Origin of the sequence: Streptomyces sp. HB132 (assembly GCF_016909575.1) — a bacterium.
In the GTDB taxonomy this organism is placed as follows: Bacteria; Actinomycetota; Actinomycetes; order Streptomycetales; family Streptomycetaceae; genus Streptomyces.
Genome location: NZ_JAFBGA010000011.1, coordinates 99057 through 124801, shown reverse-complemented (window position 1 = coordinate 124801; position 25745 = coordinate 99057). Strand labels below are relative to the sequence as shown.

Genomic DNA, 25745 nt, shown 5'->3' with positions numbered 1-25745 from the left:
CGCCGGGGCAGCCGACGACGGGTGGACGGACGCACCGGACCGCGCCTGCGTCCGGCGGGCCCGGAGCCCGCCCGGCCATGCGGGCCCGCGACCGCAACTCCGCGAGGGACGCGCGCGGCTGACGCCCTGTCATGACCGATGCCCCGTCACTTCCGTGACGGGGCATCGGTCATGTGTGCGCGAACGCGGTGACGTCAGTCGTTGTTACCGCTGCCCGGCGTCGTCTTCTGGATCTGGAGCAGGAACTCCGCGTTGGACTGCGTCTTCTTCATGCGGTCCAGCAGCAGCTCGATGGCCTGCTGCTGGTCGAGGGCGTGAAGCACCCGGCGCAGCTTCCAGACCACGGCCAACTCATCGGTGCCCAGCAGGATCTCTTCCTTACGCGTGCTGGACGCGTCGACGTCCACCGCCGGGAAGATGCGCTTGTCCGAGAGCTTCCGGTCGAGCTTGAGCTCCATGTTGCCGGTGCCCTTGAACTCCTCGAAGATCACCTCGTCCATGCGCGAGCCGGTCTCGACGAGCGCGGTGGCCAGGATGGTCAGCGAGCCGCCGTCCTCGATGTTCCGCGCGGCACCGAAGAAGCGCTTCGGCGGGTAGAGCGCGGTCGAGTCGACACCACCGGACAGGATGCGGCCGGAGGCCGGCGCCGCCAGGTTGTAGGCGCGGCCCAGACGGGTGATCGAGTCCAGCAGGACCACCACGTCGTGTCCCAGCTCCACGAGACGCTTCGCACGCTCGATGGCGAGCTCGGCGACCGTGGTGTGGTCCTCGGCGGGCCGGTCGAAGGTCGAGGAGATGACCTCGCCCTTCACCGACCGCTGCATGTCGGTGACCTCTTCCGGACGCTCGTCGACCAGGACGACCATCAGGTGGCACTCGGGGCTGTTGACCGTGATCGCGTTGGCGATGGCCTGCAGGATCATGGTCTTACCGGTCTTCGGCGGGGCCACGATCAGGCCTCGCTGGCCCTTGCCGATCGGTGCGACCAGGTCGATGATCCGGGTGGTCAGGACGTTGGAGTCGGTCTCCAGACGGAGCCTGTCCTGCGGGTACAGCGGTGTCAGCTTCTGGAACTCCGGGCGGCCGCGGCCGCTCTCCGGCGCCATGCCGTTGACGGAGTCGAGGCGGACCAGCGCGTTGAACTTCTCGCGGCGCTCGCCGTCCTTGGGCTGGCGCACCGCACCGGTGACGTGGTCACCCTTGCGCAGGCCGTTCTTACGGACCTGGGCGAGCGAGACGTACACGTCATTCGGGCCCGGCAGGTAGCCGGAGGTCCGGATGAACGCGTAGTTGTCGAGGATGTCGAGGATGCCCGCGACGGGGATCAGGACGTCATCGTCGGCAACCTGGACGTCGGTCGCGAAGTCGTCGCGGCCACGACGGCCACGGCGGTCGCGGTAACGGCCGCGACGGCCGCGACGGCCGCCCTCGTCGTCGTAACCGTCGTCCTGCTGACCGCCGCCGCCCTGCTGGCCCTGGCCCTGGTTCTGGCCGCCGCCGCCCTGCTGGCCCTGACCCTGGCCCTGACGGCGTCCGCCGCCCTGCTGGCCCTGGTCGTCGCCCTTGCCGCGGCGGTCACGCTGGCGGTCCCGGCGGTCACCGCGGTCACGGTCCTGGCGGTCGCCACGACGGCCGTCCTGGCGGTCGCCGCGACGGCCCTCGGCGTTGTCCGTGGCGGACTCCGCCTTCGCGTCGGCCTTCGCCTCGCCGCGCTCGTCGGCACGGTCCTGACGGCCTTCGCCCTTCGACTCGGCCTTCGGCTCGGCGTGGGCCTCAGCCTTGGACTCGGCCTTGGTGTCGGGGCTGCCCGCCTGCGCGGTCGCCCGGCGGCGGCGGCGCTCGCCCGCGGGCTGCTCGTCGCTGGCCGGCTGCCCGGGGATGTCGATCTGCTGCTGGGCGGCGGCCTTGTCGGCGGCCGGCGCGGCAGCGGTCTCGTCGCCCGTGCGCGTCTTGGACGTGGCACGGCGCTTCGGCTTGCTCCCGGCGTCCGTACCGGTGGATGCGGCGGCCTTGGGGGCGGGCGCGGAGGATCCTCCTGCCTGCGCCTCCTTGATGACCTCGATCAGCTGGCTCTTGCGCATACGCGCGGTTCCCCTGATGCCGAGGCCGGACGCGACCTGCTGCAGCTCGGCCAGGACCATGCCATCGAGGCCGGTGCCGGAGCGGCGGCGCCGTGCGGTGGTGCCAGTGGCAGCACCTTCGGCGGGCACGGAGCTGTCGACGCTCTTGTCGGCAGTCACGCCCATCAGATCGGTGGTGTCGCTCACGAAGGGTCCTTCCCTGGAGCGGACGTCGGCCTTCTGGCTCGGCGACCGGTTGTGCTGTCCGACTGCGGTCTGTTGATCGTGTCGATCGCGGACCTTGCCGGGGCGGTGGTCCGCCGGGTACGGCGGAGAGACGAATGTGCGGGGTCCGGCGCGAGATCCCCCTGCTCGGCCCACTCCTGGACGAGCAAGAGGGTGTCGTGCCGGTTCCGGAGCGTGCTCGAAAGCTCAGGCAGGCTGCTCAGGCAGTCGGGGAGGCTCACGGAAGAGTGGTGGTCCCGGAGCGGGACACGAAGCAACGCGCCACGAAGACGTCGATTGCTGACTTGAGGTTAACACTACCGGCTCCAACAAACATTCCCCCTCTCTTGCACCGGCAATCACGTGCGATTACGCAGCGAGCGGCAGCACGCTCGCACCCGTGGCGTCGAGGGCGAGCCTGTTCGCGGTCCAGCCGTCCCCCGCCAGCCGGGCGACCTTGTCGGCCGAGCCCTCGTCGGTCAGCGCGAGCACGGTGGGCCCGGCACCGGAGATGACGGCGGGGACGCCGTCGGCGCGCAGCCGGTTCACCAGATCCACGCTCTGCGGCATCGCGGGGGCCCGGTACTCCTGGTGGATCCGGTCCTCCGTGGCGGCGAGCAGCAGTTCGGGTCGCCGGCTGAGGGCCTCGACGAGCAAGGCCGCACGGCCGGCGTTGGCCGCCGCGTCCACATGGGGGACGGTGCGCGGCAGGAGGCCGCGGGCGGTCTCGGTCAGCACCGGGGTCGCCGGGACGAAGACCACGGGGACGACGGAGTCCGCGGGGTCCATCCGGATCGCCTTGGCGGCACCGGCGTCCATCCAGGCGAGGGTGAATCCGCCGAGCAGGCAGGCGGCGACGTTGTCCGGGTGCCCCTCGATCTCGGTGGCCAGCTCCAGCAGGGCGGCGTCGTCGAGACGGGCCTCGCCGCCCGTCGTCACGGCTCGGGCGGCGACGATGCCGGCGCAGATGGCGGCGGACGAGGAGCCGAGACCACGGCCGTGCGGGATGCGGTTGGCGCAGACGATCTCGAGGCCGCGGGGCTGCCCCCCGAGCAGGTCGAAGGCCGTGCGAAGGGAACGTACGAGCAGGTGGTTCTCGTCGCGGGGCAGCGTCTCGGCGCCCTCACCCGCGATGTCGATGTGCAGCCCGGAATCGGCGACCCGGACGACGACGTCGTCGTAGAGCCCCAGCGAGAGGCCGAGGGCGTCGAAACCCGGGCCCAGATTGGCGCTGGTTGCGGGGACGCGCACCCGGACGGCGGCGGCTCGGAACGCGGGACCGGCCATCGGTTGGACGACTCTTCCTGTACGGCGGCGGGGATGTGGTGCAGGGTGTTTCGAACGAGCGTGGGGAGTCGTTGTGCGGAGGACGGGGCCCGGCGGACACGACGGCCACAGCACCGCGGCGGATGCGGCGGGGCGGGTTGACCACAGCTTATCGAAGGAAGGTTCTGTCGCGACATAGGGCGCACAGGAGGCGCACGATGCGTGTCGCGCACCTCCCATGCGCTCTCCGCCCCGGAAGGGCGGTTGAGCTGCGGCGAGGACCGGTTACGCGAGGCCCAGCCGCTCGGCCGCGGCAGCCGCGTCGACCGGGACCGTCACCGGCTGCGGGGCACCCGCGACGGCCCAGTCGGGGTCCTTCAGCCCGTTGCCCGTGACGGTGCAGACGATCTTCTGGCCGGGGTCGACCTTGCCCTCTTCGGCGGCCTTGAGCAGACCGGCCACGGACGCGGCCGAGGCGGGCTCGACGAAGACACCCTCCTGGGAGGCCAGCAGACGGTAGGCCGACAGGATCTGACGGTCCGTCACGGCGTCGATGAAGCCCTCCGACTCGTCCCGGGCGTCCAGCGCGAACTGCCAGGACGCCGGGTTGCCGATGCGGATCGCGGTGGCGATGGTCGCCGGGTCCTTGACAATCTCGCCGCGGACGATCGGCGCGGAACCGGACGCCTGGAAGCCCCACATGCGCGGGGTGTGCGTGGAGACCGCGTCCTTCGCGTACTCCTTGTAACCCCTCCAGTAGGCCGTGATGTTGCCCGCGTTGCCCACCGGCAGCACATGGATGTCGGGGGCGTCACCGAGCGCGTCGACGATCTCGAACGCGGCGGTCTTCTGGCCCTCGATGCGGACCGGGTTGACCGAATTGACCAGCGCCACCGGGTAGTTGTCCGAGAGGCTGCGGGCCAGGGTCAGGCAGTCGTCGAAGTTGCCGTCGACCTGGAGGATCTTCGCGCCGTGGACGAGCGCCTGCCCCATCTTGCCGAGCGCGATCTTGCCCTGCGGCACGAGGACGGCGCAGACCATGCCCGCGCGAACGGCGTACGCGGCCGCGGAGGCCGAGGTGTTGCCCGTGGAGGCACAGATGACGGCCTGCGCGCCCTCCTCCTTGGCCCGGGTGATCGCCATGGTCATGCCGCGGTCCTTGAACGACCCGGTGGGGTTGGCGCCCTCGACCTTGAGGTGCACCTCGCAGCCCGTGCGCTCGGAGAGGACCTGAGCCGGGACGAGCGGCGTGCCGCCCTCACGGAGTGTGACGACCGGCGTCGAGCTCGTGACCGGGAGCCGGTCCCGGTACTCCTCGATGATGCCGCGCCACTGGTGTGTGCCCTTGCTGGTCATGGGTCCTTACTCCCCTTCAACACGCATGATGCTGGCGACACCGCGCACGGTGTCCAGCTTGCGCAGCGCTTCGACGGTCCCGGAGAGGGCGGCGTCGGGCGCGCGGTGGGTGACGACGACGAGAGATGCCTCGCCGTCCCCGCCCGCCCGTCGCCCGCCGCCACCCTGCTCGATGGCAACTCCGTCGCCGCTGCCCGATTGGCGGCTCTTCTGTCGGACCGTATCGATGGATACGCCCTGTTCGGCGAAGACCGTCGCGACCTGGGCGAGTACGCCAGGCTTGTCGGCCACGTCGAGACTGATGTGGTAGCGCGTGACGACGTCGCCCATGGGGCTGACCGGCAGACGCGTGTACGCGGACTCACCGGGGCCGGTGGCCTGTCCGATGATGTTGCGGCACACGGCGACCAGGTCGCCCAGGACCGCGGACGCGGTCGGGGCGCCACCGGCGCCGGGACCGTAGAACATCAGCTGCCCGGCCGCCTCGGCCTCGACGAAGACCGCGTTGTACGCCTCGCGGACGGAGGCCAGCGGGTGGCTGAGCGGGATCATCGCGGGATGCACCCGGGCGGTGACGGACCGGCCGTCGGCGGCGCGCTCGCAGATGGCGAGGAGCTTGACGGTGCAGCCCATGCGCCGGGCGGAGGCGATGTCCGCGGCGGTGACCTCCGTGATGCCCTCGCGGTGCACCTCGCCGATCTTGACGCGGGTGTGGAAGGCGATCCCGGCGAGGATGGCGGCCTTGGCGGCGGCGTCGAAGCCCTCGACGTCGGCGGTCGGGTCGGCCTCGGCGTACCCGAGGGCGGTGGCCTCGTCGAGCGCCTCGGAGTATCCGGCGCCGCTCGTGTCCATCCTGTCGAGGATGAAGTTGGTCGTGCCGTTGACGATGCCGAGCACCCTGTTGACCTTGTCCCCCGCGAGGGACTCGCGCAGGGGACGTACGAGCGGGATCGCGCCGGCCACGGCCGCCTCGTAGTAGAGGTCCCGCCCGTGCTTCTCGGCTGCGGCGTGGAGTGCGGAGCCGTCCTCGGCCAGCAGCGCCTTGTTGGCCGAGACGACGCCCGCGCCGTGCTCGAAGGCGGTGGTGATGAGCGTGCGGGCGGGCTCGATGCCTCCGATGACCTCTACGACGACGTCGATGTCGCCCCGTTCGACCAAGGCGGTCGCGTCGGTGGTGATCAGCGCGGGGTCGATGCCCTCGCGCACCTTGGAGGGCCGGCGGACGGCGACACCGGCGAGCTCGACCGGCGCACCGATGCGCGCGGCGAGGTCGTCGGCGTGCGTCGTCATGATGCGCGCCACCTCTGAGCCGACCACTCCACAGCCCAGCAGCGCCACCTTCAGCGGACGCGTACGCATCATCCGACCTCGTTTCTCATACTTCTGATGTGTGGACCAGTCTCACTCACCGGACGGGGGTTTCTGTCACCCGTCCGGATTTTGAGATGTGAATTTCATCAGCCGACATCGAGACGCAGGAGATCTTCCTCCGTCTCGCGGCGGACGATGACGCGTGCCCGACCGTCGCGCACGGCGACGACGGGCGGGCGCAGTGCGTGGTTGTAGTTGCTCGCCATGGACCGGCAGTACGCGCCGGTGGCGGGCACGGCGATCAGGTCGCCGGGGGCCAGGTCGGACGGCAGGAACGCGTCCTTGACCACGATGTCACCGCTCTCGCAGTGCTTGCCGACGACGCGTACGAGCATGGGCGCGGCGTCGGAGCTGCGCGAGACGAGCGCCACGCTGTACTCGGCGTCGTACAGGGCGGTGCGGATGTTGTCGGACATGCCGCCGTCGACGCTCACGTACGTCCGCAGGCCGTCGAGGGGCTTGATGGTGCCGACCTCGTACAGCGTGAACGCGGTGGGGCCGACGATCGCGCGGCCCGGCTCGACGGAGATGCGCGGGGTGCGCAGGCCCGCCGACTCGCACTCCCGGGTCACGATGTCGCCGAGCGCCTTGGCGATCTCGTGCGGCTCGCGCGGGTCGTCCTCGGAGGTGTACGCGATCCCGAGGCCGCCGCCGAGGTCGATCTCGGGGAGCTCGACGCCGTGCTCGTCACGGACCTCGGCGAGGAGCTGGACGACGCGCCGCGCGGAGACCTCGAAGCCGGCCATGTCGAAGATCTGCGAGCCGATGTGCGAGTGGATGCCGATGAGCTCCAGGCCGTCCATGGTGAGCGCCCTGCGGACCGCTTCGGCCGCCTGCCCGTCCGCCAGTGCGATCCCGAACTTCTGGTCCTCGTGCGCGGTGGCGATGAACTCGTGGGTGTGGGCCTCGACCCCGACCGTCACGCGGATCTGCACCCGCTGGCGCGTACCGAGCCGCTGGGCGATGTGCGAGACCCGGGCGATCTCCTGGAAGGAGTCGAGCACGATCCGCCCGACGCCCGCCTCGATTGCCCGCTCGATCTCGGCGACGGTCTTGTTGTTGCCGTGGAAGGCGATGCGCTCGGCGGGCATTCCCGCGTCCAGCGCGGTGGCGAGCTCACCGCCGGAGCACACGTCCAGATTCAGCCCCTCCTCCTTGAGCCACCGCACCACGGCGCGCGACAGGAATGCCTTCCCGGCGTAGAACACATCGGCGTCCGCCCCGAAGGCGTCCGCCCAGGCGCGGCAGCGCGCCCGGAAGTCGGACTCGTCCAGGAAGTACGCCGGGGTCCCGAACTCCTCGGCCAGCCGGGCGACTTCGATACCGCCGACGGTGAGCGCACCGTCGGCGTCACGGGTGACCGTACGGGACCAGACCTTCGCGTCCAGCTCGTTGAGGTCGGTGGCCGGGGCGGTGTAGTGGCCCTCGGGGAGGACGTCGGCGTGACGGGGTCCTGCGGGGTGGGCGGATCGGCTCATCGTTCTGCTCTGCTCTCTCGGTTCTCAGAGGTGTTCGGGCGCGCTGATGCCGAGCAGGGACAGGCCGCCTGCGAGCACCGTCCCGGCGGCTTCGGCGAGGGCCAGCCGGGAGCGGTGGGCGGCCGAGGGTTTCTCGTCACCGGCGGGGAGCGGCGGGCAGGCGTCGTGGAAGTCGAAGAAGGCGTGCGCCACCGTCTCGAGGTGCCGGGCGAGCCGGTCGGGGGCCTGGTGGCGGGCCGCGGAGGCGAGGACGCCGGGGTGATCGGCGAGGACGGCGTGCAGCGCGGGCGCGGGAACGTCTGCGGACCGGTCGTATGCGGCCGTGAAGCCGAGCCGCCGCGCCTCGCGGCCGAGCGCACGGGCGCGGGCGTGGGCGTAGCGGACCAGGAACAGCGGATTGGCCTCGCCCTGCACGAGGAGGGCGTCACCGAGGTGCGCGCGGTCGTGTCCGGCGGGCCTCAGCAGGCCCCAGCGGGTGGCGTCGGCGCCCAGCCGCTCCAGCAGCTCCCCCGCCGTGGCCCCGGCGGGCACGGGCCGGGTCTGCACGAGCGGAACGGGTGGCCGCCCGTGCGCGTCCACGGTGACGCCGAGACGTGCCCAGTCGGGGTCGGACGCCTCCTCACAGGTGGTACGCCCCAGGGCGCCCTGCGCACGGAGCAGCTTCATCACCGTGCCCGCCACGACCGCTGCCCGGACTTCGCGCCGGTGGTGGAGCTGATGGACCTGCCCGGCGCACTCGGCACCCCACCCGTACCGGAGCCCCTGCTCCAGCACCTGGCACACCCGTGCGGAGCGGGAGGCGTCGTCGGCGGAGGTGTCGAGCGTGAAGTTCAGGAAGCCCGGCCCGGTGACCTCGACCCGCACGACCCCCGGCGTGCCCGCGACACGGTCCCGCAGCAGCGCCGCGACATCCCTCGCCGGGAGCGCGGCGGGCCCGGCCAGCTGGAGGGCGACGGCGCAGGCGTAGTCACCGCTGCCACCGGGGCGTGTCCGCTCGACCCGCACGCTGCCGGGCACCGGCGCGCGCAGGGCGTCCTCGTCGACCGCGCGGCGCACAGCGTGCAGCACGGTCCGGGAGAGATCTGCGGGGGTCACGGGACCAGCGTATGGGAGGAAGGGGGGCACTTCGCCAACCGGTTTCGCCATACGGGCAGCCGCGGCCCGGTCGCGCGGTCAGCCGGCGGCGCTCCCGGCCGTCCCCGCGCCGCGCCTGCCGTCGAACCGCGTGTGATCCCGCCGGCACGCGAGCCGGCGCACCATGCGCACCATCTCGCTCGGCTCGAAGGGTTTCGCGAGGAACGCGTCGACCCCGGCGGCCACCTCGTGGGGTGTGCACGAACTGATGACGGCGACCGGGAGGTGCCCTGTCCTCGGGTCGGCCCGCAGCCGGGCCGCGGTCTGTATTCCGTCGAGCCTGGGCATCACCACGTCGAGGGTGATCACATCCGGACAGACCTCGTGCACCAGATCCAGACACTCGACGCCGTCGGCCGCGGTCACGACCTCGAAGCCCTCCAGCTCGAGGTTGACCCTGATCAGCTGCCGGATGACCTTGTTGTCGTCGACAACAAGCACGCGGCCGTACGCCCCTGACACCCTTCGAGGGTAGGTCGAGCGGAAGGGCCGCGTCCGGGTTTTGCCCACTTCCGCCCCGTGAGGGGTGGCCGGTCGCCACCGCGAAACGGCATTCGGCGCCCCGTCCTCGGGAGTCGGCACACGACCTCCCGCGCCCGTCCCCCGAACAGGCCCGACCGGCGACGGACCGGCGGGCCGACGCGGGAAAACCTGTACCCGGACACCCCGCCGGAGCTGGTAGGGTTTCACTCGTCGCCGCCAAGTGCGGTGATTCGCCCCCGTAGCTCAGGGGATAGAGCATCGGCCTCCGGAGCCGGGTGCGCAGGTTCGAATCCTGCCGGGGGCACTTCGCAGGAAGTGCCGAAAAGACCCTCTCATCAGTGGTGACACTGTGCAGGGGGTCTTTTTTTGTTCCCGTCGGGATCCGAACGGGGCCGGGAGCACCCGAGCGAGGTCGCGAGCGGGGGCTCGGCACCGGAGCCGGCCACAGGCGCCTTCACCACTCCCGGGAACACCGTCCGGCGGGCCGCGGCAGCGGACGCGGCCGGCGCACGTTCGCCGGGTGTCGCGCGGGCGGCTCACCGGGCCGGCGGAGCAGGGGGCCCGGGCCGGCCGCAGGGCCTCTCCCACTCGCCGGAAACTCGGAGATCGAGCGGTATACGCTGCCCGAAGGCAGCCGCCGGGGTGCAGCCTCGGAGGTTCGACTGAGCTCGTCCGGTGCTCGGTCGACCCGTCAGTCGCCCCGCGGTCGGCATCAGCGCACCTTCGCCTCTCGTTGGAGGGCCCATGTTGCGGGTGTACTTCACGTCCGAGGACCTGGCGCGGGTCCGGGTGGCCCCGGGGCCCGACTTCCTCTGGGAGATCACCAACAGCGTGCAGACCCTTCAACGCTGCGACGGCGAGCGGGTGTTCGGAGCATGGCGGCACTGGGCCCGGCCCAGACTCTCGGGCGGTCGCGCGCTGCTGGCCGGACTGCTGCCGCCCACCGGTTACTCCCCCGACTTCCTCACCCCCACATCCGGTGACCGCACCAGCCTGCAGGCGGCTCTCGACGTCCTGATGAGCACCCCGCGCCCACGGCTGCGCACCGACCTGTCCCAACTGGCTTCCTCCATAAGGCCGAAGGGCTGGGTGCGTTCGCTGGCGGCAGGGGACGCCGAGGCACTGCGCAGGCTCGGCGATGCCCTCCACACCTATCAGCTGGAGGCGCTGGCGCCCTACTGGCCGCGTGTCCACGCGCACATCGACGCCGACCGCGCCGTCCGCCTGCACAGCCTCCTCGACCGGGGCACCGAGGGGCTCCTGGCCGGCCTCGGTCCGCAGATCCGCTGGCGGCCCCCCGTCCTGGAGGTCACCTACCCCGTCGACCAGCAACTCCATCTGCGGGGCCGGGGCCTCGTGCTGCAGCCGTCGTTCTTCTGCTGGCCCACGCCGGCCACACTGGCCGACGGCGCGCTGCCACCGGTGCTCGTCTATCCCATCCACCACGCGGCCGACTGGGCCGGGCCCGTCGCCGACTCACGCGCCGGTCGGGGAACCGGCCCGCTGGGGCCGCTGCTCGGGCACACGCGTGCCGGCATACTCCGCGCCGCCCTCACCGGCTGCTCCACCGTCGAGGCCGCCCGTCTTCTGCGGGTGACCCACCCGGCCGTCAGCCAGCACGTGAGGGTGCTGCGCGCGGCCGGCCTGATCACCACGGTCCGCACGGCCGGGCGGTCCTTCCACCTCGCCACCGAGGAGGGACGCGCCCTGCTGGCTGTCGAGGGGCGGCACGGGTCACTCTGACGGAGCGGGCCCGGGCGGCCCGACTTCCCACGTAAGCCTGGACTTTCACCGCTTGCGGCTCCACGGCCCCGGGAATCACGCTGGTCCCGCTCTCGCACACGACCGGGCACCCCCACCGCCGCGCCCTTCTTCACGGGCCAGTCCCCCCAGGAGCTCCCATGCGTAAGAGATGTGTGTCCGCCGCGATCGCAGCCGTCGCCCTCGGAGCGCTGTTCCAGCCGGGTGCGGCCTACGCGTCGCCCGCGCCGTCCGTCCCCTCCGTATCCGTGGGCGCCCACGGCTCCGAGGCGGGCACGGCCGTCCTCAGCGGGTTCGACGAGCCGGGCAGCCGGCTGGAGGTCGCCTCCGGGCGCACCAGGAGCGCGCACTGGCTCCAGATCGACTACCAGGTCCAGGAGACCGGGTACTGGTGCGGCCCGGCCGCCACACGCATCGCCCTCTCGGCCCGGATGGCCCCTCCCAGCCAGGGTGATCTCGCCTGGCAGCTCGGCACCACCCAGGCGGGCACGGATCACATCGGCCAGGTGACCGGCGTACTCAACTCGAACCTGGGCGGCGGCTGGTACGAGACCAAGGAGATGCCGAACGATCCGCCGACCCAGGGCCAGCGGGACCTCCTGTGGCACGACATCGTGTTCGACATCGACCGCAACTACCCGCTGGTGGCCAACATCGTGGCCCCGCCGGGGAACCAGCCGCCCGGGTATCCCTCGGACCAGACGATCTACCACTACTTCACCGTCTTCGGCTACGACGAGGTGGACCGGACCGTCCTCATCGCCGACCCGGCTTCCTTCAGCGGCAACCAGATCTACTGGATCTCCTTCGACCAGCTCGCCACGCTGATCCCTCCGAAGGGGTACTCCGCCTGACCGCCCCCGTCAGTGCCCTCCGTGTCGTTCCCTACTCCAGGAGATCATGTTGAGCACGCACCGCCCCACCCGCAGGAACGTCATCAGGGCCCTCGGCTCGGTCACCGCCGCGACGGCCCTCGGCGCAGGAGGCGTCCTGGCCTCGGCGTCGTCGGCCGCCGCGGCGGGCGACGGCTTCGGGCTGCGCATCGTCGGCCATGACGAGCGCGATCCCCGGATGTGGTACTACCGCTTCGCGACCGACGCGATCGGCTGGGATCCGGCGGTCAACGTCCTGCTCCCCGACGGCTATCACAGCAGCGGTCGCTCCTATCCGGTCCTCTACCTCTTCCACGGCGGCGGCACGGACCAGGACTTCATGACCTTCGACCGGATGGGCATCCGCGCCTGGACCGCCGGGAAGCCGGTCATCGTCGTGATGCCCGACGGGGGCCACGCGGGCTGGTACTCCAACCCCGTCAGCTCCAACACGGGCGCCCGCAACTGGGAGACGTTCCACATCGCCCAGCTGATCCCGTGGATCGACGCCAACTTCCGTACGTACGCCGAGTACGACGGCCGGGCCGTCTCCGGCTTCTCGATGGGCGGCTTCGGCGCGCTGAAGTACGCGGCCAAGTACTACGGCCACTTCGCCTCGGTGAGCGCCCACTCCGGGCCGGCCAGCCTGCGCCGCGACTTCGGCCTGGTCACCCACTGGGCCAACACCTCCTCCGCGGCCGTGGAGCTGGGCGGGGGCACGGTCTACGGCGCGCCGCTCTGGGACGAGGCCAGGGTCACCGCGGACAACCCCGTGCAGCGCATCGAGAGCTACCGCGACAAGCGGGTCTTCCTGGTCGCGGGAACCAGTCCGGACCCGGTCAACTGGTTCGACACCGTCAACGAGACACAGGTGCTCGCCGGTCAGCGGGAGGTCCGGGCGGGCCTCGGCGCGGCCGGGATCCCGCACGAGTGGCACGAGGTGCCCGGCGGGCACTTCGTCCGCCCCGATCTGTTCCAGCGTGATCTGGACGGCATCGTCGCCCGGCTCCGCAAGGCGTAGGGCCTGCTGAGTCACTGAACCGGCCGCCTTGAGCGCGTGACGCGACCTGAGCGGGACGTCGAGGCTCCGCAGCACGCGGTGCACGCGCTCGGGGGGCAGAACGCGTCGGCCGTCGCTCCGTACGGACACCTGGAGCGGACCTGTCCGGCCCCGTCAAGCAACGATGGGGCCCGGACCGGAGCGTGACGGTGCACTGCCACGCAGCGCCCGTCACGCACGGATCGGTGCGGGGCCCGTCCGGGCCGTGAGCGGACCTCCGCCCGTGCGGGTCACTCGAAGGTGAAGGTGAAGGCCGAGCGGACCTGTTCGGCGATCCTGTGCAGGTCGGCGACGCTGTCGGCGGCGATCAAGGCCTCGGCGAAGTGGTTCTCCCGGTCCATCGTCACCACGCGGAAGTTCTCGAACAGGTAGCCGTCCACCACCCCGGGGATCCGCATGAGCTCCTCGATGGAGGTGGCGCTCGCCAGGGTTCCGACGCGGTCGGCCTCGAAGGGGAGCATGGCCAGCAGCTCGGTGCCGCCGGTGGTCGCGTCGGCCAGAACGCCGTCCAGGCGCTCGCCGAGCGCCATGCGTACCGACATGTCGATGGAGTCGACACCGCAGGCCCGCCGGATGGCGTCCCGGTACGAGCGGCCACCGGGGCGCGGGTTGACCTCGACCAGTTCGCAGGTGCCGTCCGCGCGTGCCCGCCCTTCGACGTGCAGCCAGCTGTTCCCGAGGCCGAGAGAGGAGCACAGCGCCCGGACCCGCTCCGACAGCTCGCCCACGGCAGAGCGCACCTGTGCGGTGACCGGGGGCGAGATGAGAAGCCCCGCGTCGTGGTGCCGCCGGTTGTCGTGCCCCGTCTTCTCGACCTCGAAGAGCGGATGGAACCGGCCGTCCAGCACCGGCCCGTCGACGGAGAACTCGATGCCGTCGATGTACTCCTCCACGATGACGTCCGTCTCCGGACCCGCGGCGGCGGCCAGCTCCTTGAGGCAGGAGACGAGCTCGGCAGCGTCCTCGGCGCGGCGGACGAGCCGTGAAGCACCGGAGTCCTGGTCGGGCTTGACGATGACGGGGTACGAGGTGACCGCGTCGGTGTCGAGGGAAGCGGCGGTTCCGGTCGCGAAGGCCAGCGACGACAGGCCGCGGTCCGCCATGGCCGCCCGTACCCGTGCCTTGCTCAGCAGGACTTCACGGCCCTGCTCCGACCCCGTCAGTCCGTAGTGCCGTGCCGTGCGCACCTGCCAGGAGATCAGCGGGTCCACGAAGTTGACGACGGCTGTCGGCTCCACGCCCGCCGCCCCGACCGCCGCCACCAGCTCCTCCAGGCTCGCTGTCTCCCAGTCGACCACGATGTGGGCCGCGCAGTGGACGCTGTTGACGTCCTCCGGCTTCTCGGAGACCAGGACCGGGCGGCGTCCCAGTGCAGTGAGCATGCGCGAGACGAAGCGCACCCCGCCCTCGTAGCGCTTGGAGTAGATCAGGACGTCTCGGTCCTCAGCCACGTCGTTTCTCGCCTTCTGTCTCTGGGGAACGCGGTGCGGGGTGGTGAACGGCCGGTCAGGGGGCGGGAATCTGCTCGTCGACGGCCTCTCCGGGCGCCGCCCGTACGCCCGTCGCGCGGGCCCGTTCGGCGGTGGTGGCCGAATGTAGCGGGGAGAGTATCAGCCAGACCGAGACGTACAGATAGGAGACCCCGACGGCCCGGACGGCGCTGCCGGGCCCCGAGGCGTCCGAGAGGGCCCCGCCGGCGAACGCGCCGGCCTTGCTGCGTCCCCAGGGTCACGAGCCGGTATTCATTGGCCTGAAAGCGTCACCGTCGTCCGTTTCCGGATGCGGCGGTGCCCGCACGGGTCCGGATGCCCTCAGGTCTCACAGCCGGGAGGGGCGGGACGTGGCGGAGCCCGGGAGTCGTATCCAGCTCCCGGGCCCCTGGGGTTGCCACCCAATTGCGCGTGCCAGCGCCGTTTAAGAGTGCGGATCAGTCGTCATACCGTCGCGTTCTGCCTTTGAACTACCGCGCCGCGTAGAGGCGCAGGCCGGATTCGAACCAGCATTCAACGGTGTTCGTCCGTACTCGGTCGATCTGGCAGTCGGCGGCGATACTGAAGCTGGAGCGAGAGTCTGAGATTGATCGCGGTTGCCTCTGCCATGTTGGGCCACCCCGGCCTGTGGTGCCGGGGGGAGGACTCGAACCTCCACCGTTGCCGCGTCTTCAGGCTGAACGTCAGTTTCAGCTTGCGCTCATCACACGGGGCGGACCTCAAATCCGCCTCGTGCAGGGTGCGCACCCCCGCGACTCGGCGCGGGGGCGTTCTTGGGGGTGCCGCCTCACGTCCGACACTAGCCGAACAGGTAACCGAATACCGCGTCCCCGACCCGCTGGTCGGTGACCTCGGCGCCGTTGGCCTCCTCACGGGCGAACTTCACCGCGTGCTGGAGCTTCTCGACCCGGTCCAGCAGCTCGTTCACCCGCCGTGCCGGGAGCGCGCCGGAGAACTTCACGGTGGTCCAGTACCCGATGGGAACGTCCTCGTAGTACACGTCGACCTGCGCCGGGTGCTTGTCGGTCGCCTCGGCCTTGACGTGGTTGCGCGGGACCTTCTTCGTCCTGATGGTGCGTACCGGGTCCGTCTTCCACCAGTCCGTCGACGGGTCGAGCGACCAGGACTCCGACGCGTCCAGGACCGGAAGCTTCTTCACGAAGGTGTGCAGGTCGGTGAGCTGCTTCTCCAGGAAGAGCAGGTAGCTGACCGGGACTTCGCTCACGACCGTGCGGCCGTCGACGACGACGTCCGCGCGGGCCGAGCAGTTGGCCCAGTCCTTCGTCGCGGTCACGTCGAACAGCCGGGTCAGCGACGCGGACATCTCGCGCAGGGCCTCCTCGGCCTTGATCTGCACCCGCGTGGACTCGGGCGGAAGCTGCTCGCCCTCCTCGTCCTTCGGCTGGTACGTACGCGAGATGCCGGCCAGCAGTGCCGGCTTCTGCACCTTGTGGTGGGCCGCGGTGATGTCCTGGAGCGACTTGCTCTTGACACCCTTCTCCACGGCGATGATCTGGTTGAGCTTCGCCACTTCGCCCCCTTCGAATGATCAGGAACGTACCTCACGCCCCCTCGGTCACCCGAACGGTTTTTCGCCGGGCAGCCCTCACGGCGCCGGATACGTCACCCGGCCCTGCTCGTCGATGTGCGGCTCCGCCCCCCAGGCACCCGGTTCGTGCACGCGCGTCCCGTCGGCGCCCATGATGTGCCGGACCGTCCAGCCGCGGGCGGTGAGCGTGTTCGCGATCAGCAGGCGGTGGCAGCGCCACGGCATCGGCTCGCCGCACATGACGGCGACGCGGGCGCGCTCAGCGAGGCCGGTCAGAACCGTGATGCCGTGCTCGTACGCCGGAAGGAGCGTGTAGTCGGCGTAGTTCTTGAAGCTCCGGTTGTGCCAGCCGGCGTTGACGGCGGGATCCACGTCCTGTCTGCGCCGCCGGCCGCCGAGCTCGTCCAGGTACACGTAGTCGATCCCGGCCCGTTCCAGCCAGCCGCGCATCGACTCGGCGGAGTACTGAGGGCTGCGGCGTGAGCCGGGGTGCGCCCGGACGTCGGCCAGCACTTCGATGCGCTGGGCGTCCAGGGAGCCGATGAACGTCTCTTCCGGGCACGTCCAGTGACCGATGGTCCAGATCTCACCCACCCCGACATGATGCAGTGGCCGCGCCCGAAGACCCGGCCGACATGCGAGGAACGTCCGCACGCGACTCGGCGCAGCCCCGTCAGCGCACGCCGCGGGCCAGCCGGAGGCCGAGGTCGTCGATCGCGAAGGTGGGGTGACTGCGACGGCGCACCGTGGCGCCGCAGCCACGCTCCGACTCGGCCCAGCCGCCGCCGCGGAAGGTGCGGTAGGCGCCGTAGACCTCCTCGTCGTAGAGGTCCCAGCACCACTCCCAGACGTTGCCCAGCATGTCGTGCAGGCCCCATGCGTTGGGGGTCTTGGCGCCGGACTCGTGGACCCGGCCGCCGGAGTTGCCCTCGTACCAGGCGATGTCGTCGATCTCGCCGTAGCGGTAGCCGGTGGTTCCCGCCTTGCAGGCGTACTGCCACTCCGCCTCGGTGGGCAGCCGGTAGCCGTCGGAGTCCGGGTCGCGGACCACCTCGCCGCTCCGTACGTCGTGGGAGTAGACCGGTGCCAGTCCGGCGCGGGCCGAGAACCGGTTGCACAGGTCGACGGCGTCGAGCCAGCTGATGCTGGTCAGGGGCAGTGCGTCGGGCACGGCGGGGTCGGCGTCCGTCCCCGTGACGGCGCGGTGCTGTCCGACGGTGACGGGGTGGCGGGCGAGCAGGAAGGGTTCGATCTCCTCCTGCCAGCGGGCGCCGCGGCGGTCGTCGCGGAGGTCCACGGTCCCGGCCGGTATCGGAACCATGCAGGAGACCGTCTCGTCGTCGGTGAGCGTGTGCACGCGGTGGGCCTCTCTGCGTCCGGGGCGGCCGGGAGGCAGCCGTTCCCCACCCTACGGGCCGCGTTCGCCGAGCACCGGTGAAGCACGCGATCCACGCCCGGCGGGCCGGCCGCCCTACTGTCCGCGGGCGGGCTGGTCCGCGATCAGCAGCGTGGTACCGGCCGGGCGGAAGTTCAGCCGGGCGTAGAGGCGGGCGACGGACTCCAGGGCGTAGGCCAGGAAGACGGTCTGTACGCCGTGTTCACGCGCGTGGCCCGCCAGGGCCACCATCACCGCCGCCCCGAGTCCTTGACGGCGCGCTGCCGGGAGCGTGCCGATCCCGCCTATCTCGGTGGTGCCGTCCACCGGGTGGTAGTGGCCGGCGGCAAGGGGCAGGCCGTCGGGTGCGAAGGCGGCGACAAGCGTCTTGTGACCGGCCCGGAGCGAGGGGCGGATCGTGTCCACCGTGCCGTCGGCGACGAGCCGTCCGGCGGCGTCTCCGAGCTCCGCACGCCCTGCCGGGCCCACGGCCGTGCCGGCCTCGGCGAAGGCCAGTCCAGGGAGGGCCAGCACGGCGGGAAGGTCCGGATCGTCCGCTTCGAGGGCCCGGGTGGTGACGCCCTCGGGCAGGGACTGCGCCGGCAGCGGCAGGCCGGGGTCGAGCACCATCAGCGGCCGTTCCGCGATCGCGAGCCCCGCCGCCTCCGCCGTGGCCCGCAGCGACGGCGTCACCTCCGCGAGCCACTCGAGCGCTCCTGGCACCCCGAGTTCCCGCTGCCGCGCTCGCACCCCAGCCAGGTCGGAGGCGGGAACCGGGTCGTACGGGGAGGCCGAGACGGGGCGGGCGTGGAACGGGCCACCGTAGTACGGCGTGCCTTCCGTCTTGCGCACGAAGAGGCGCAGGGATCCGAACTCCTCGGCCACGGCGAAGTTCAGGGGCACGGTGGCGTAGAACTGTTCGATGCGGTCGCGCAGGGAAGGGTGCTCACTCATCGGGGTATCCCATCACGCGCGGCGCTCAGCCGAGCAGGCGAACAGGCTCGCCGTCGAGGTGGGCCCGGATGTCCTCGACCGCGTCCCCGTAGTACGCCGCGTAGTTGGCCTGCGAGACGTAGCCCAGGTGCGGTGTGGCCAGGAGGCGCGGCGCGCCGCGCATCGGATGGTCCGCCGGGAGCGGCTCGATGTCGAACACGTCGACGCCCGCGCCGGCGATGGCCCCGCGGTGCAGCACGTCGAGCAGCGCGTCCTGGTCGATGATCGCCGCCCGGGACGTGTTGACCAGATAGCTGCCCGGCCGCATCAGCCTGAGCTCCTCGGCGCCCAGCAGTCCACGGGTGCGCTCGCTCAGCACCAGGTGCACGGAGACGAAGTCGCTGGTCTCCAGCAGCTCCTCCTTGGACGCGGCGAGGCCCACCCCGGCCTCCGCGGCCCGCTCCGGGGTCAGATTCGCGCTCCAGGCCACCACGTCCATGCCGAAGGCGCGGCCGACCGCGGCGACCCGGCTGCCGATCTTCCCCAGCCCGAGGATGCCGAGCCTGCGCCCGTGCAGGTCGGCCCCGACGGTGGACTGCCAGGGGCCGTTGTTCCGCAGGGCGTCGGCCTCGGTCACCAGCCCGCGCGCCAGTCCGAGCAGCAGCGCCCAGGTGAGCTCGACGGGCGGGGTGGCCGTGCTGGCGGTGCCGCAGACCGTGACCCCGTGCCGTTCGGCGGCGGCGTAGTCGATGGAGGTGTTGCGCATGCCGGAGGCGACGAGCAGCCGGAGCCGGGGCAGGCGTGCGATCAGCGTCGCGGGAAAGGGCACACGCTCCCGGAGGGTCACGACGATGTCGAACTCGGCCAGTCGTGATGCCAGTTCGTCCTCCGTGGCGCAGTGATCGGCGAAGCTGACCACGTCGATGTCGTCGGCGACGGACGACCAGTCGGCGGCGGTGGCCGCCACGGACTGGTAGTCGTCGAGCACGGCACAGCGGAGCTTCATGATGACTTCCCCTTCGGCGGTACGGCTACGGGCGCTGCGGCAGCACCGGGGAATCTACCGGCCGTGCCCCGGACTCACGCGTCCAGCCAGGCCTCCCCGTTCCGCGCGACGTCGTAGACCCTCTCCACCTGGGTGGGGGTGAACACGCCGGTCAGCGGGGCGAGAACAGACACCTGGCGCTCCCGGCAGACGCGGACACCGGCCGGCGTGGAGGCCACTTCCAGCGCGGTGACGCCGGTGAACACCAGCACGGTCTGTACGGGCACGTCGAAGGCGCAGTACGCCTCCAGCACGGCCCGGGCCCGCCGGGTGCGGGGGCGGCCGTCGAGCTCGTACGGCTGCGGGGTCCCGCCGTCGATGCGCAGCGTGCCGTCCTCGATCCGTACCGATGCCCCGGGGTGGTGCTCGGTGCTCACGGCGAACACCCCGCCGGGGCCGATGAGCAGGTGCCCGATCTCCGTGCCGTCCGGCAGAGGCACGGAGTGCAGTACCCGCCAGCCGTGCCGGGTCAGCCGCTTGAGCTCGGCCCCGACCCTCCGCTCCCCCGCGAGGGCCCCCCGCCGCGGGTCCGCGTCCCTGTGCCGCCGCAGCGCCCCGGTGGCCACCCGTACGAGCGCCCCGGCCCCGGATTCGCCGAGCTGTTCCCGGAGTCCGGTCCCCGGCCGCCGCGACGCGAGGTCGCTCGCGGGGGTCAGCGCGGGGAGGACCGCCGGCCGCCGGCGCCGCTCCGGCCCGGGACCGGCAACAGGATCCGGCACGGGCGCGAGGGACGGCTCCACCGGGCCGTGCCCGTGCACGGACTCCGGCACCGGCGCGGGCTCCGGCACGAGCGCGGGCTCCGGCACCGATTCCCGCACGGGCGCGGAGATCGGCATCGACGCGGGCGCGGTCACCGGCTCGTGACCCGCCTCCGGCGCGGGAGCGGACATCTGCTCCACCGCGGGAGCCGGTTCCTGCACGACGCCCCTCTTCCGTATCCCCCTCATGGGCGGGATCCGCGGGACCTGCGGCGGAGTCCTCGGGGCCGGCGGCCCCGCCGGCACGTCCTCACCGACGAGTGCCGGCAGGTCCGGGACCTGGCGCGCGAGCGCGTCGGTCACGGCGTCGCGGTAGCGCGGGTGCAGGACGGTGATCGTGCCGCTGCCCCGGTCCGCCCATCCGATCGCGGTGCCGTCCGGCAGGTTCACATAGAGCCGGTCGTGCCCGAAGAGCTGCCATGACGTGACGTTGAGATCCTGCATCGTGCCCCCTCTGTTCACCCCGTCGGCGTCCTTGCTCCCCCAGGCTGTACGCCGGGCCGGCCCCCGCACAGGGCGCAGAGCGGGGCGCGCGGAGTCGGGAGCCCGGCGTTCCGGAGCAGTCCGGGTCCTGAGTGCCCCGACCTGCTCCGGCAACCCGGTCGGGCCAGGGGGAGACTCGGTGCCGGATAGGCCTCCATCATGGTCCTGACTTCGTCCCTGACCTCGGAAACAGTCGTTTCGTCACCTGTACGAGCGGCTTCGACCACGAGATCGATCCACTGCGCGACCGCTCGGAGGCGGGGGTGCCCCGGGGCGTCAGGGCGGGGGTGCCGATGCGGATGCCGCAGGGCGGAAGGGCTCACGGGGTCGTACGGGACGGTGTCGTGGCCCCGTGCCGGGCCGCGTGCCGCTCCTCGGCCGGCGCGGCCACGTCAGGCCGAGGAGCGCTTTCGAGCGCCCCCGGACGACTTCTTCGCCGGGGGCTTCCTGCCTGTGCCCTTCTTCGCCGTCGCCTTCTCGGCTGCGGACTTCTCGGCTGCGGGCTTCTCGGCTGCGGGCTTCTTCGCCGGAGGCTTCTCGGAGGTCTTCTTCGCCGCGGTCTTCCTCGCGGCCGTCCTCCTCGGTGCCGCCTTCTTCGACGGGGCCCGCTTCGAGGACGCCCCGGTCCCCTTCGCGCCGGAGCCGATGGGGTGGACGTCCGCGACCTCGCCCTCCTTCCCGCCGTCCTCCCCGTGGGACTCCTTCGCGGCCCGCACGCTGCTCTCCAGCGCCGCCATCAGGTCGATCACCTTGCCCTCGGGCTCCTCGGCCTGATCCTGCGCCAGGGGTTCACCCGCCGCCTTCGCCGCGACGAGTTCCTCGACCGCCTCGCGGTACTCGTCGTGGAGCGTGTCCAGGTCGGCGTCGCCGAGGGTGTCCATCAGCGCGTCCGCCAGGTCCAGTTCCGCGTCACGGACCTTGACGCCGGATTCCGGGGCGACGCCCTCCGGGGTGCGGATCTCGTCCGGCCACAGCAGGCCGTGCATCGCGATCACGTCGCCGACCACCCGCAGCATCCCGAGCCGTTCCCGCCCGCGCAGCGCGTACTTCGCCACGGCCACCTTGCCGCTGCGTCTGAGGGCCTCGCGCAGCAGTGCGTAGGGCTTGGCGGCCGGGACGCCGTTGGCCGAGAGGTAGTACGCCGAGTCCAGCTGCAGGGGATCGATCGCCGAGGCCGGCACGAACCCCTCGATCTCGATCGTCTTGGCGGTGGGGAGCGGAAGCGAGGCGAGGTCCTCGTCGGTCACGGGGATCACCGTGCCGTCGGAGTCCTCGTACGCCTTGACGGTCTCGGAGGCGGGCACCTCCTCCTCGTCCAGCTCGCAGACCTTGCGGTAGCGGATCCTGCCGCCGTCGGAGAGGTGGATCTGCCGGAAGGAGATCGCGTGGTTCTCCGTGGCGTTCATGAGCTTGACCGGGATGCTGACCAGGCCGAACGAGACGGAACCGTTCCAGATGGACCTCACCGTTCACCCCTTGCGTCCGCTACGAGCTCATTCAGGCGATTTCATGTGATTCTTATCGTATGACGCCGATCACGGAGGTGGAGGGGCGGCGCCTGGCGCTCAGCAATCTCGACAAGGTGCTGTACCCGGCGACCGGCACCACCAAGGGCGAGGTGCTGCACTACTACGCGGCAACGGCCGCGGAGGCGATGCTGCCGCACCTGCGCGACCGTCCGCTGTCCTTCCTGCGTTACCCGGACGGTCCGGAGGGCCTGCGTTTCTTCACCAAGAATCCGCCGCCCGGCACACCCGACTGGGTGCGTACCGCCCCGGTGCCCCGCAGCGACGACCCCGACGCCCGTCAGGTGCTCGCGCAGGATCTGCCGTCCTTGATGTGGGCGGCGAACCTGGTGGTGGAGTTCCACACCCACCAGTGGCGGCAGGACTCCCCCGCCGTGGCCGACCGGATGGTGTTCGACCTGGACCCCGGGCCGCCCGCGAGTGTCGTCGAGTGCTGCGTGGTGGCCCTGTGGCTGCGGGAACGGCTGGCTCGGGACGGGCTGTCCTCGTACGGGAAGACCTCGGGCTCCAAGGGCCTGCATCTGCTCGTCCCCCTGGAGCCCACCCCCTCCGAGGAGGTGACGGCCTACGCGAGGAAGCTGGCCGTGGAGGCACAGGCCGCACTGCCGGAGCTGGCCGTGCACCGGATGACGCGCGCGCTGCGCCCGGGGAAGGTCTTCGTGGATTTCAGCCAGAACGCCGCGTCGAAGACCACCGCGGCGCCGTACACCCTGCGCGCGAAAGGCAGTCCGACCGTGTCCGCGCCGGTCGACTGGGACGAGATCGAGGCCTGCGGTGCGCCGGACGACCTCCTCTTCCTCGCCGGCGACATGAGGGCACGGCTGGAGCGGCACGGGGATCTGCTCGGCCCGCTGAACGAACCCGGGCAGGCCAGGCCCCTGCCCGGTGGCTGAGGGGAGCCGGAAGGGGCGGGGCGCACACAGCACCTTCACAGCCCGGGCGCGCGCGGTGAGGAAAGGCCACAAGTGGAGGGTCGAGCGTCCTGGCAGTGGTGCACACTCTGCGCAGGCGCTGCTTCGCACGCACGGTTCCCGCCGTGTCCGGGGCGCCGGGAGAAGACACGGGGAGGGTGTGGCGTGTTCACGGGGATCGACGAGGTCGACTGGGCTTCGATGGAGCATGCCTACGGCCCGGCCGACGACGTGCCGGGGCTCCTGTACGGACTCGCCTCCGCCGACGCGGCGGAGCGTGAGAGCGCGCTCGACGGGATGTACGGCGCGGTGCACCACCAGGGGGATGTGTACGCGTGCACGCTCGCGTGCATCCCGTTCCTCTTCGAGCTGGCCGTGGATCCCGGCATACGGGACCGGGGCGGCGTCGTCGAACTGCTCACCAGCATCGGCGGCATCGATCTGGACGTGGACGACGAGAGCGAACTGGACGAGCTGGACGAGGACGAGATCGAGGGCGTGGCGAACTACGCCATGGCCGCGGCGGCCGTGTCCGCCGGGTCCGCGGTCTTCTTCGAGTTGGTCGCCGACGACGATCCGGGGGTGCGGCACGCCGCACCGCTGGCCCTGGCCACGCTGCACGACCGGCCGGAGAGGGTGCTCACCCTGCTGCGCGAGCGGCTCCCGGTCGAGGCGGACGACGAGGTGCGGCTCGCGCTCGTCGAGGCCGCAGGACGGATCGCCCTGCGCCACCGGCCGCTGTCGGGGCAGGCTGCGGACTGGCTGAGCCGGCTCGCCGCTGAGGCGCATCCGCCCGGGCTGCGGCTCGCGGCCCTCGCCCAGCTGGCCAGGTGCGCGCCGGACGCCCTGCCCGGGGACGTCGTGCGGGTGGTGTCGGGGCTGCTGCGGGAGCTGCGCTCCCGGCCCTTCCGGGCGGAGTCCGCCACCGCGAAGGCGTCGGGTGGCGACGAGACCGTTTCGGACCGGGCCACCGCGCCGGCCCTGGTGGGTCAGTTGCGGGAGCTGTCGGCCGAGGAGCCCGCCGGCCGCAGTACCCCGTGGGCGGCCGATCTGCTGCGGACGCTGCACAGCGGCCTGGACGACCGGGTGGACGACCGTACGGCACTGCTGACGGACCAGCTGAGCAGCCCGGACCCCTGGCAGCGCCTGGACGCCGTGCGGATGAGCGGCGGGCTGATGCGCGCGTGGCGTGGTTCGTACGACGGTCTGGTGCGGCTGGTCGGCGCACAGCTCGCGGACCCGGAACCGCGGCTCGCCGAGGCCGCCTCGCACGTGCTGGAGGAGCTGTTCGGCCTGGCCGTGCCGGCGGCCGACGCCCTGGCCCGCCGGGTGGCGGCGGATCCCGCTGCGTGGGTGAAGGAGTGGGCGAGCGGGCCGCCGGGCCTGGGCTCGGCGGTGAAGGCGCTGTCCAGGCTGGGCGACGCCCGGGCGCTGCCGGCGCTGGCCGCCGCCCTGGACCGGCCCGAGGTGCCGCACGACGTGGGGTTCGCGATCCGGTGCCTCGGCGGGGCGGCGGCCCCGCTCGCCGGGGCGCTGCGGCGCCGGCTCGGCGAGGTCGGCCTGGACGAGGGCGCGTACGACCGGGCGAGTCCCCTGCTCGCCGGGCTGACGGCGCTGCGCGCGGGCGAGGCGGCCCCGGAGGTGCTGCGGGTGCTGCGGGGGGCGCCCGAGTACCGGGGCGAGTGGCTGCGTACGGCGGCCCTGCGGGCGCTGGGGTCGTTCGGGCCGGCCGCCGGCTGCGCCGTTCCGGAGCTGCGCGGGCTGATACGGCGGCACGGGTCGGCGGCGACGGAGGCGGCGGAGGCCCTGTGGGCGGTCACGGGCGACGCCGAAGCGGTGCTGCCGGTGCTGGCCGAGGGGCTGCGGGCGCAGCAGGTCCACGACTGCCGGGCGGCCGCGAGCGCGCTGGGCGGGCTGGGAAGGCGGGCCGAGGTGGTCGCGCCGCGGCTGCGGGCCCTGCTGTCGCACGAGGAGCTGTGGCTCCGGGTCGACGCCGCGATCGCCCTGTGGGAGGTGTCGGGGCGGACCTCGGAGGCGGTGCCGGTGCTCCTCGCCGCGTGGGAGCGGAACCGTCACGTCAGGGTCCGGGTAGCGGAATGCCTGGCGCGGATGGGCCTGGCTGCGGCAGGGTCGGACGCGGCACAGGTGCTGCGTGCCGAGCTCCTCGCCGTACGCCGTCACAACGCGATGGACGGCGGCTACGGCAGTCACGACACTTATGAGGACGAGAAGCTGCTGGCGCTGTGCCGGCGGACACTTCTGGAAGACACGGGGAAAGGAACCACATCATGATCATTTTCGGTACGCGGGGCTATCTCTACCAACTGGCGGTCCTGACGATGGTGTGCGGCTGGTGCGGCAACCCCGCGGCGCACACCCTGCGCAAGCGGGTCACCAAGTTCACGCTGTTCTTCGTGCCGCTGTTCCCCTTCTCCACGAAGTACGCGACGCAGTGCACCTTCTGCGGCGGGGAGCGGCAGATACCGAAGGAAGAGGCGGAGCGGCTGCTGGCGCAGGCCCAGGGCGGACAGGACGGCAATCCGTTCGGCGCCGCCCAGCAGCAGCCCGGCTACGCGCCTCCCGGCGGCCAGAACCCGTACCAGAACTGA

At 71.9% G+C, this 25745-nt stretch carries 21 protein-coding genes and 1 tRNA gene; 7 read left to right on the top strand and 15 right to left on the bottom strand.

The genetic code is table 11. The annotated features are described in order from the left end of the window. Window positions 1–194 precede the first annotated feature (194 nt). The 7 genes from rho to JOC24_RS23430 all read right to left on the bottom strand — a co-directional run bounded on the left by rho (window position 195) and on the right by JOC24_RS23430 (window position 9400). Window positions 195–2267, bottom strand: a complete 2073-nt coding sequence (gene rho / locus JOC24_RS23460; RefSeq protein ID WP_205022355.1) for a transcription termination factor Rho — start codon at window positions 2265–2267, stop codon at window positions 195–197. A gap of 387 nt (window positions 2268–2654) precedes the next feature. Further along, window positions 2655–3572 carry a homoserine kinase gene (gene thrB / locus JOC24_RS23455; RefSeq protein ID WP_205022354.1) on the bottom strand — a complete coding sequence of 306 codons (918 nt, stop codon included), beginning with the start codon at window positions 3570–3572 and terminating at the stop codon, window positions 2655–2657. A 264-nt stretch (window positions 3573–3836) separates the two neighbouring features. Further along, window positions 3837–4907 (bottom strand): threonine synthase, encoded by a 1071-nt coding sequence (gene thrC, locus JOC24_RS23450; RefSeq protein ID WP_205022353.1) that lies wholly within the window; start codon window positions 4905–4907, stop codon window positions 3837–3839. Between the two features lie 6 nt (window positions 4908–4913). Beyond that, window positions 4914–6269: a homoserine dehydrogenase gene (locus JOC24_RS23445; protein ID WP_205022352.1), complete on the bottom strand. Its 1356-nt coding sequence runs from the start codon at window positions 6267–6269 to the stop codon at window positions 4914–4916. Window positions 6270–6364: 95 nt separating this feature from the next. Next, a complete protein-coding gene (gene lysA, locus JOC24_RS23440) occupies window positions 6365–7756 on the bottom strand; it encodes a diaminopimelate decarboxylase (RefSeq protein WP_205022351.1) in 1392 nt (463 codons plus the stop codon). A gap of 24 nt (window positions 7757–7780) precedes the next feature. Then, window positions 7781–8851 carry an ArgS-related anticodon-binding protein NrtL gene (gene nrtL / locus JOC24_RS23435; protein ID WP_205022350.1) on the bottom strand — a complete coding sequence of 357 codons (1071 nt, stop codon included), beginning with the start codon at window positions 8849–8851 and terminating at the stop codon, window positions 7781–7783. A 78-nt stretch (window positions 8852–8929) separates the two neighbouring features. Continuing rightward, window positions 8930–9400: a response regulator gene (locus JOC24_RS23430; RefSeq protein ID WP_205022349.1), complete on the bottom strand. Its 471-nt coding sequence runs from the start codon at window positions 9398–9400 to the stop codon at window positions 8930–8932. A gap of 205 nt (window positions 9401–9605) precedes the next feature. Here JOC24_RS23430 and JOC24_RS23425 point away from each other — a divergent pair. The 4 genes from JOC24_RS23425 (at window position 9606) to JOC24_RS23410 (ending at window position 13027) form a co-directional block, all read left to right on the top strand. Further along, window positions 9606–9677 (top strand) — tRNA-Arg (locus JOC24_RS23425). A 440-nt stretch (window positions 9678–10117) separates the two neighbouring features. Beyond that, complete coding sequence (locus JOC24_RS23420; RefSeq protein WP_205022348.1) at window positions 10118–11116, top strand: ArsR/SmtB family transcription factor; 999 nt, start codon at window positions 10118–10120, stop codon at window positions 11114–11116. Window positions 11117–11274: 158 nt separating this feature from the next. Continuing rightward, entirely contained in the window at window positions 11275–11988 is a 714-nt protein-coding gene (locus JOC24_RS23415; protein WP_205022347.1) for a C39 family peptidase, read from the top strand. A gap of 46 nt (window positions 11989–12034) precedes the next feature. Continuing rightward, the gene (locus JOC24_RS23410; protein ID WP_205022346.1) at window positions 12035–13027 is read left to right on the top strand and encodes an alpha/beta hydrolase; all 993 of its coding nucleotides are present in this window, start codon (window positions 12035–12037) and stop codon (window positions 13025–13027) included. A gap of 269 nt (window positions 13028–13296) precedes the next feature. Here JOC24_RS23410 and JOC24_RS23405 read toward each other — a convergent pair whose 3' ends face one another. From JOC24_RS23405 to JOC24_RS23370, 8 genes are all read right to left on the bottom strand, one after another. Then, on the bottom strand, window positions 13297–14517 hold the full coding sequence (locus JOC24_RS23405) for an ATP-grasp domain-containing protein (protein WP_205022345.1): 1221 nt from the start codon (window positions 14515–14517) through the stop codon (window positions 13297–13299). 838 nt (window positions 14518–15355) lie between these two features. Continuing rightward, on the bottom strand, window positions 15356–16087 hold the full coding sequence (locus JOC24_RS23400) for a DUF7873 family protein (RefSeq protein WP_205022344.1): 732 nt from the start codon (window positions 16085–16087) through the stop codon (window positions 15356–15358). A gap of 75 nt (window positions 16088–16162) precedes the next feature. Further along, entirely contained in the window at window positions 16163–16699 is a 537-nt protein-coding gene (locus JOC24_RS23395) for a DUF488 domain-containing protein (RefSeq protein ID WP_205022343.1), read from the bottom strand. A gap of 79 nt (window positions 16700–16778) precedes the next feature. Beyond that, entirely contained in the window at window positions 16779–17426 is a 648-nt protein-coding gene (locus tag JOC24_RS23390) for a formylglycine-generating enzyme family protein (protein WP_205022428.1), read from the bottom strand. Window positions 17427–17576: 150 nt separating this feature from the next. Continuing rightward, a complete protein-coding gene (locus JOC24_RS23385; protein WP_205022342.1) occupies window positions 17577–18434 on the bottom strand; it encodes a GNAT family N-acetyltransferase in 858 nt (285 codons plus the stop codon). Window positions 18435–18459: 25 nt separating this feature from the next. After that, window positions 18460–19419 (bottom strand): D-2-hydroxyacid dehydrogenase family protein, encoded by a 960-nt coding sequence (locus tag JOC24_RS23380; RefSeq protein ID WP_205022341.1) that lies wholly within the window; start codon window positions 19417–19419, stop codon window positions 18460–18462. A gap of 74 nt (window positions 19420–19493) precedes the next feature. Further along, window positions 19494–20660, bottom strand: coding sequence for a nuclease-related domain-containing protein (locus JOC24_RS23375; RefSeq protein WP_205022340.1), 1167 nt, complete (start codon window positions 20658–20660; stop codon window positions 19494–19496). 431 nt (window positions 20661–21091) lie between these two features. Next, complete coding sequence (locus JOC24_RS23370) at window positions 21092–22165, bottom strand: non-homologous end joining protein Ku (protein WP_205022339.1); 1074 nt, start codon at window positions 22163–22165, stop codon at window positions 21092–21094. 59 nt (window positions 22166–22224) lie between these two features. Between JOC24_RS23370 and ligD the strand changes: the two genes are divergently transcribed. From ligD to JOC24_RS23355, 3 genes are all read left to right on the top strand, one after another. Next, the gene (ligD, locus tag JOC24_RS23365) at window positions 22225–23118 is read left to right on the top strand and encodes a non-homologous end-joining DNA ligase (protein ID WP_205022338.1); all 894 of its coding nucleotides are present in this window, start codon (window positions 22225–22227) and stop codon (window positions 23116–23118) included. A gap of 183 nt (window positions 23119–23301) precedes the next feature. After that, window positions 23302–25428 carry a HEAT repeat domain-containing protein gene (locus JOC24_RS23360; protein WP_205022337.1) on the top strand — a complete coding sequence of 709 codons (2127 nt, stop codon included), beginning with the start codon at window positions 23302–23304 and terminating at the stop codon, window positions 25426–25428. Next, window positions 25425–25745, top strand: a complete 321-nt coding sequence (locus tag JOC24_RS23355; RefSeq protein ID WP_205022336.1) for a zinc ribbon domain-containing protein — start codon at window positions 25425–25427, stop codon at window positions 25743–25745. Before JOC24_RS23360 ends, JOC24_RS23355 begins: the two co-directional genes overlap by 4 nt.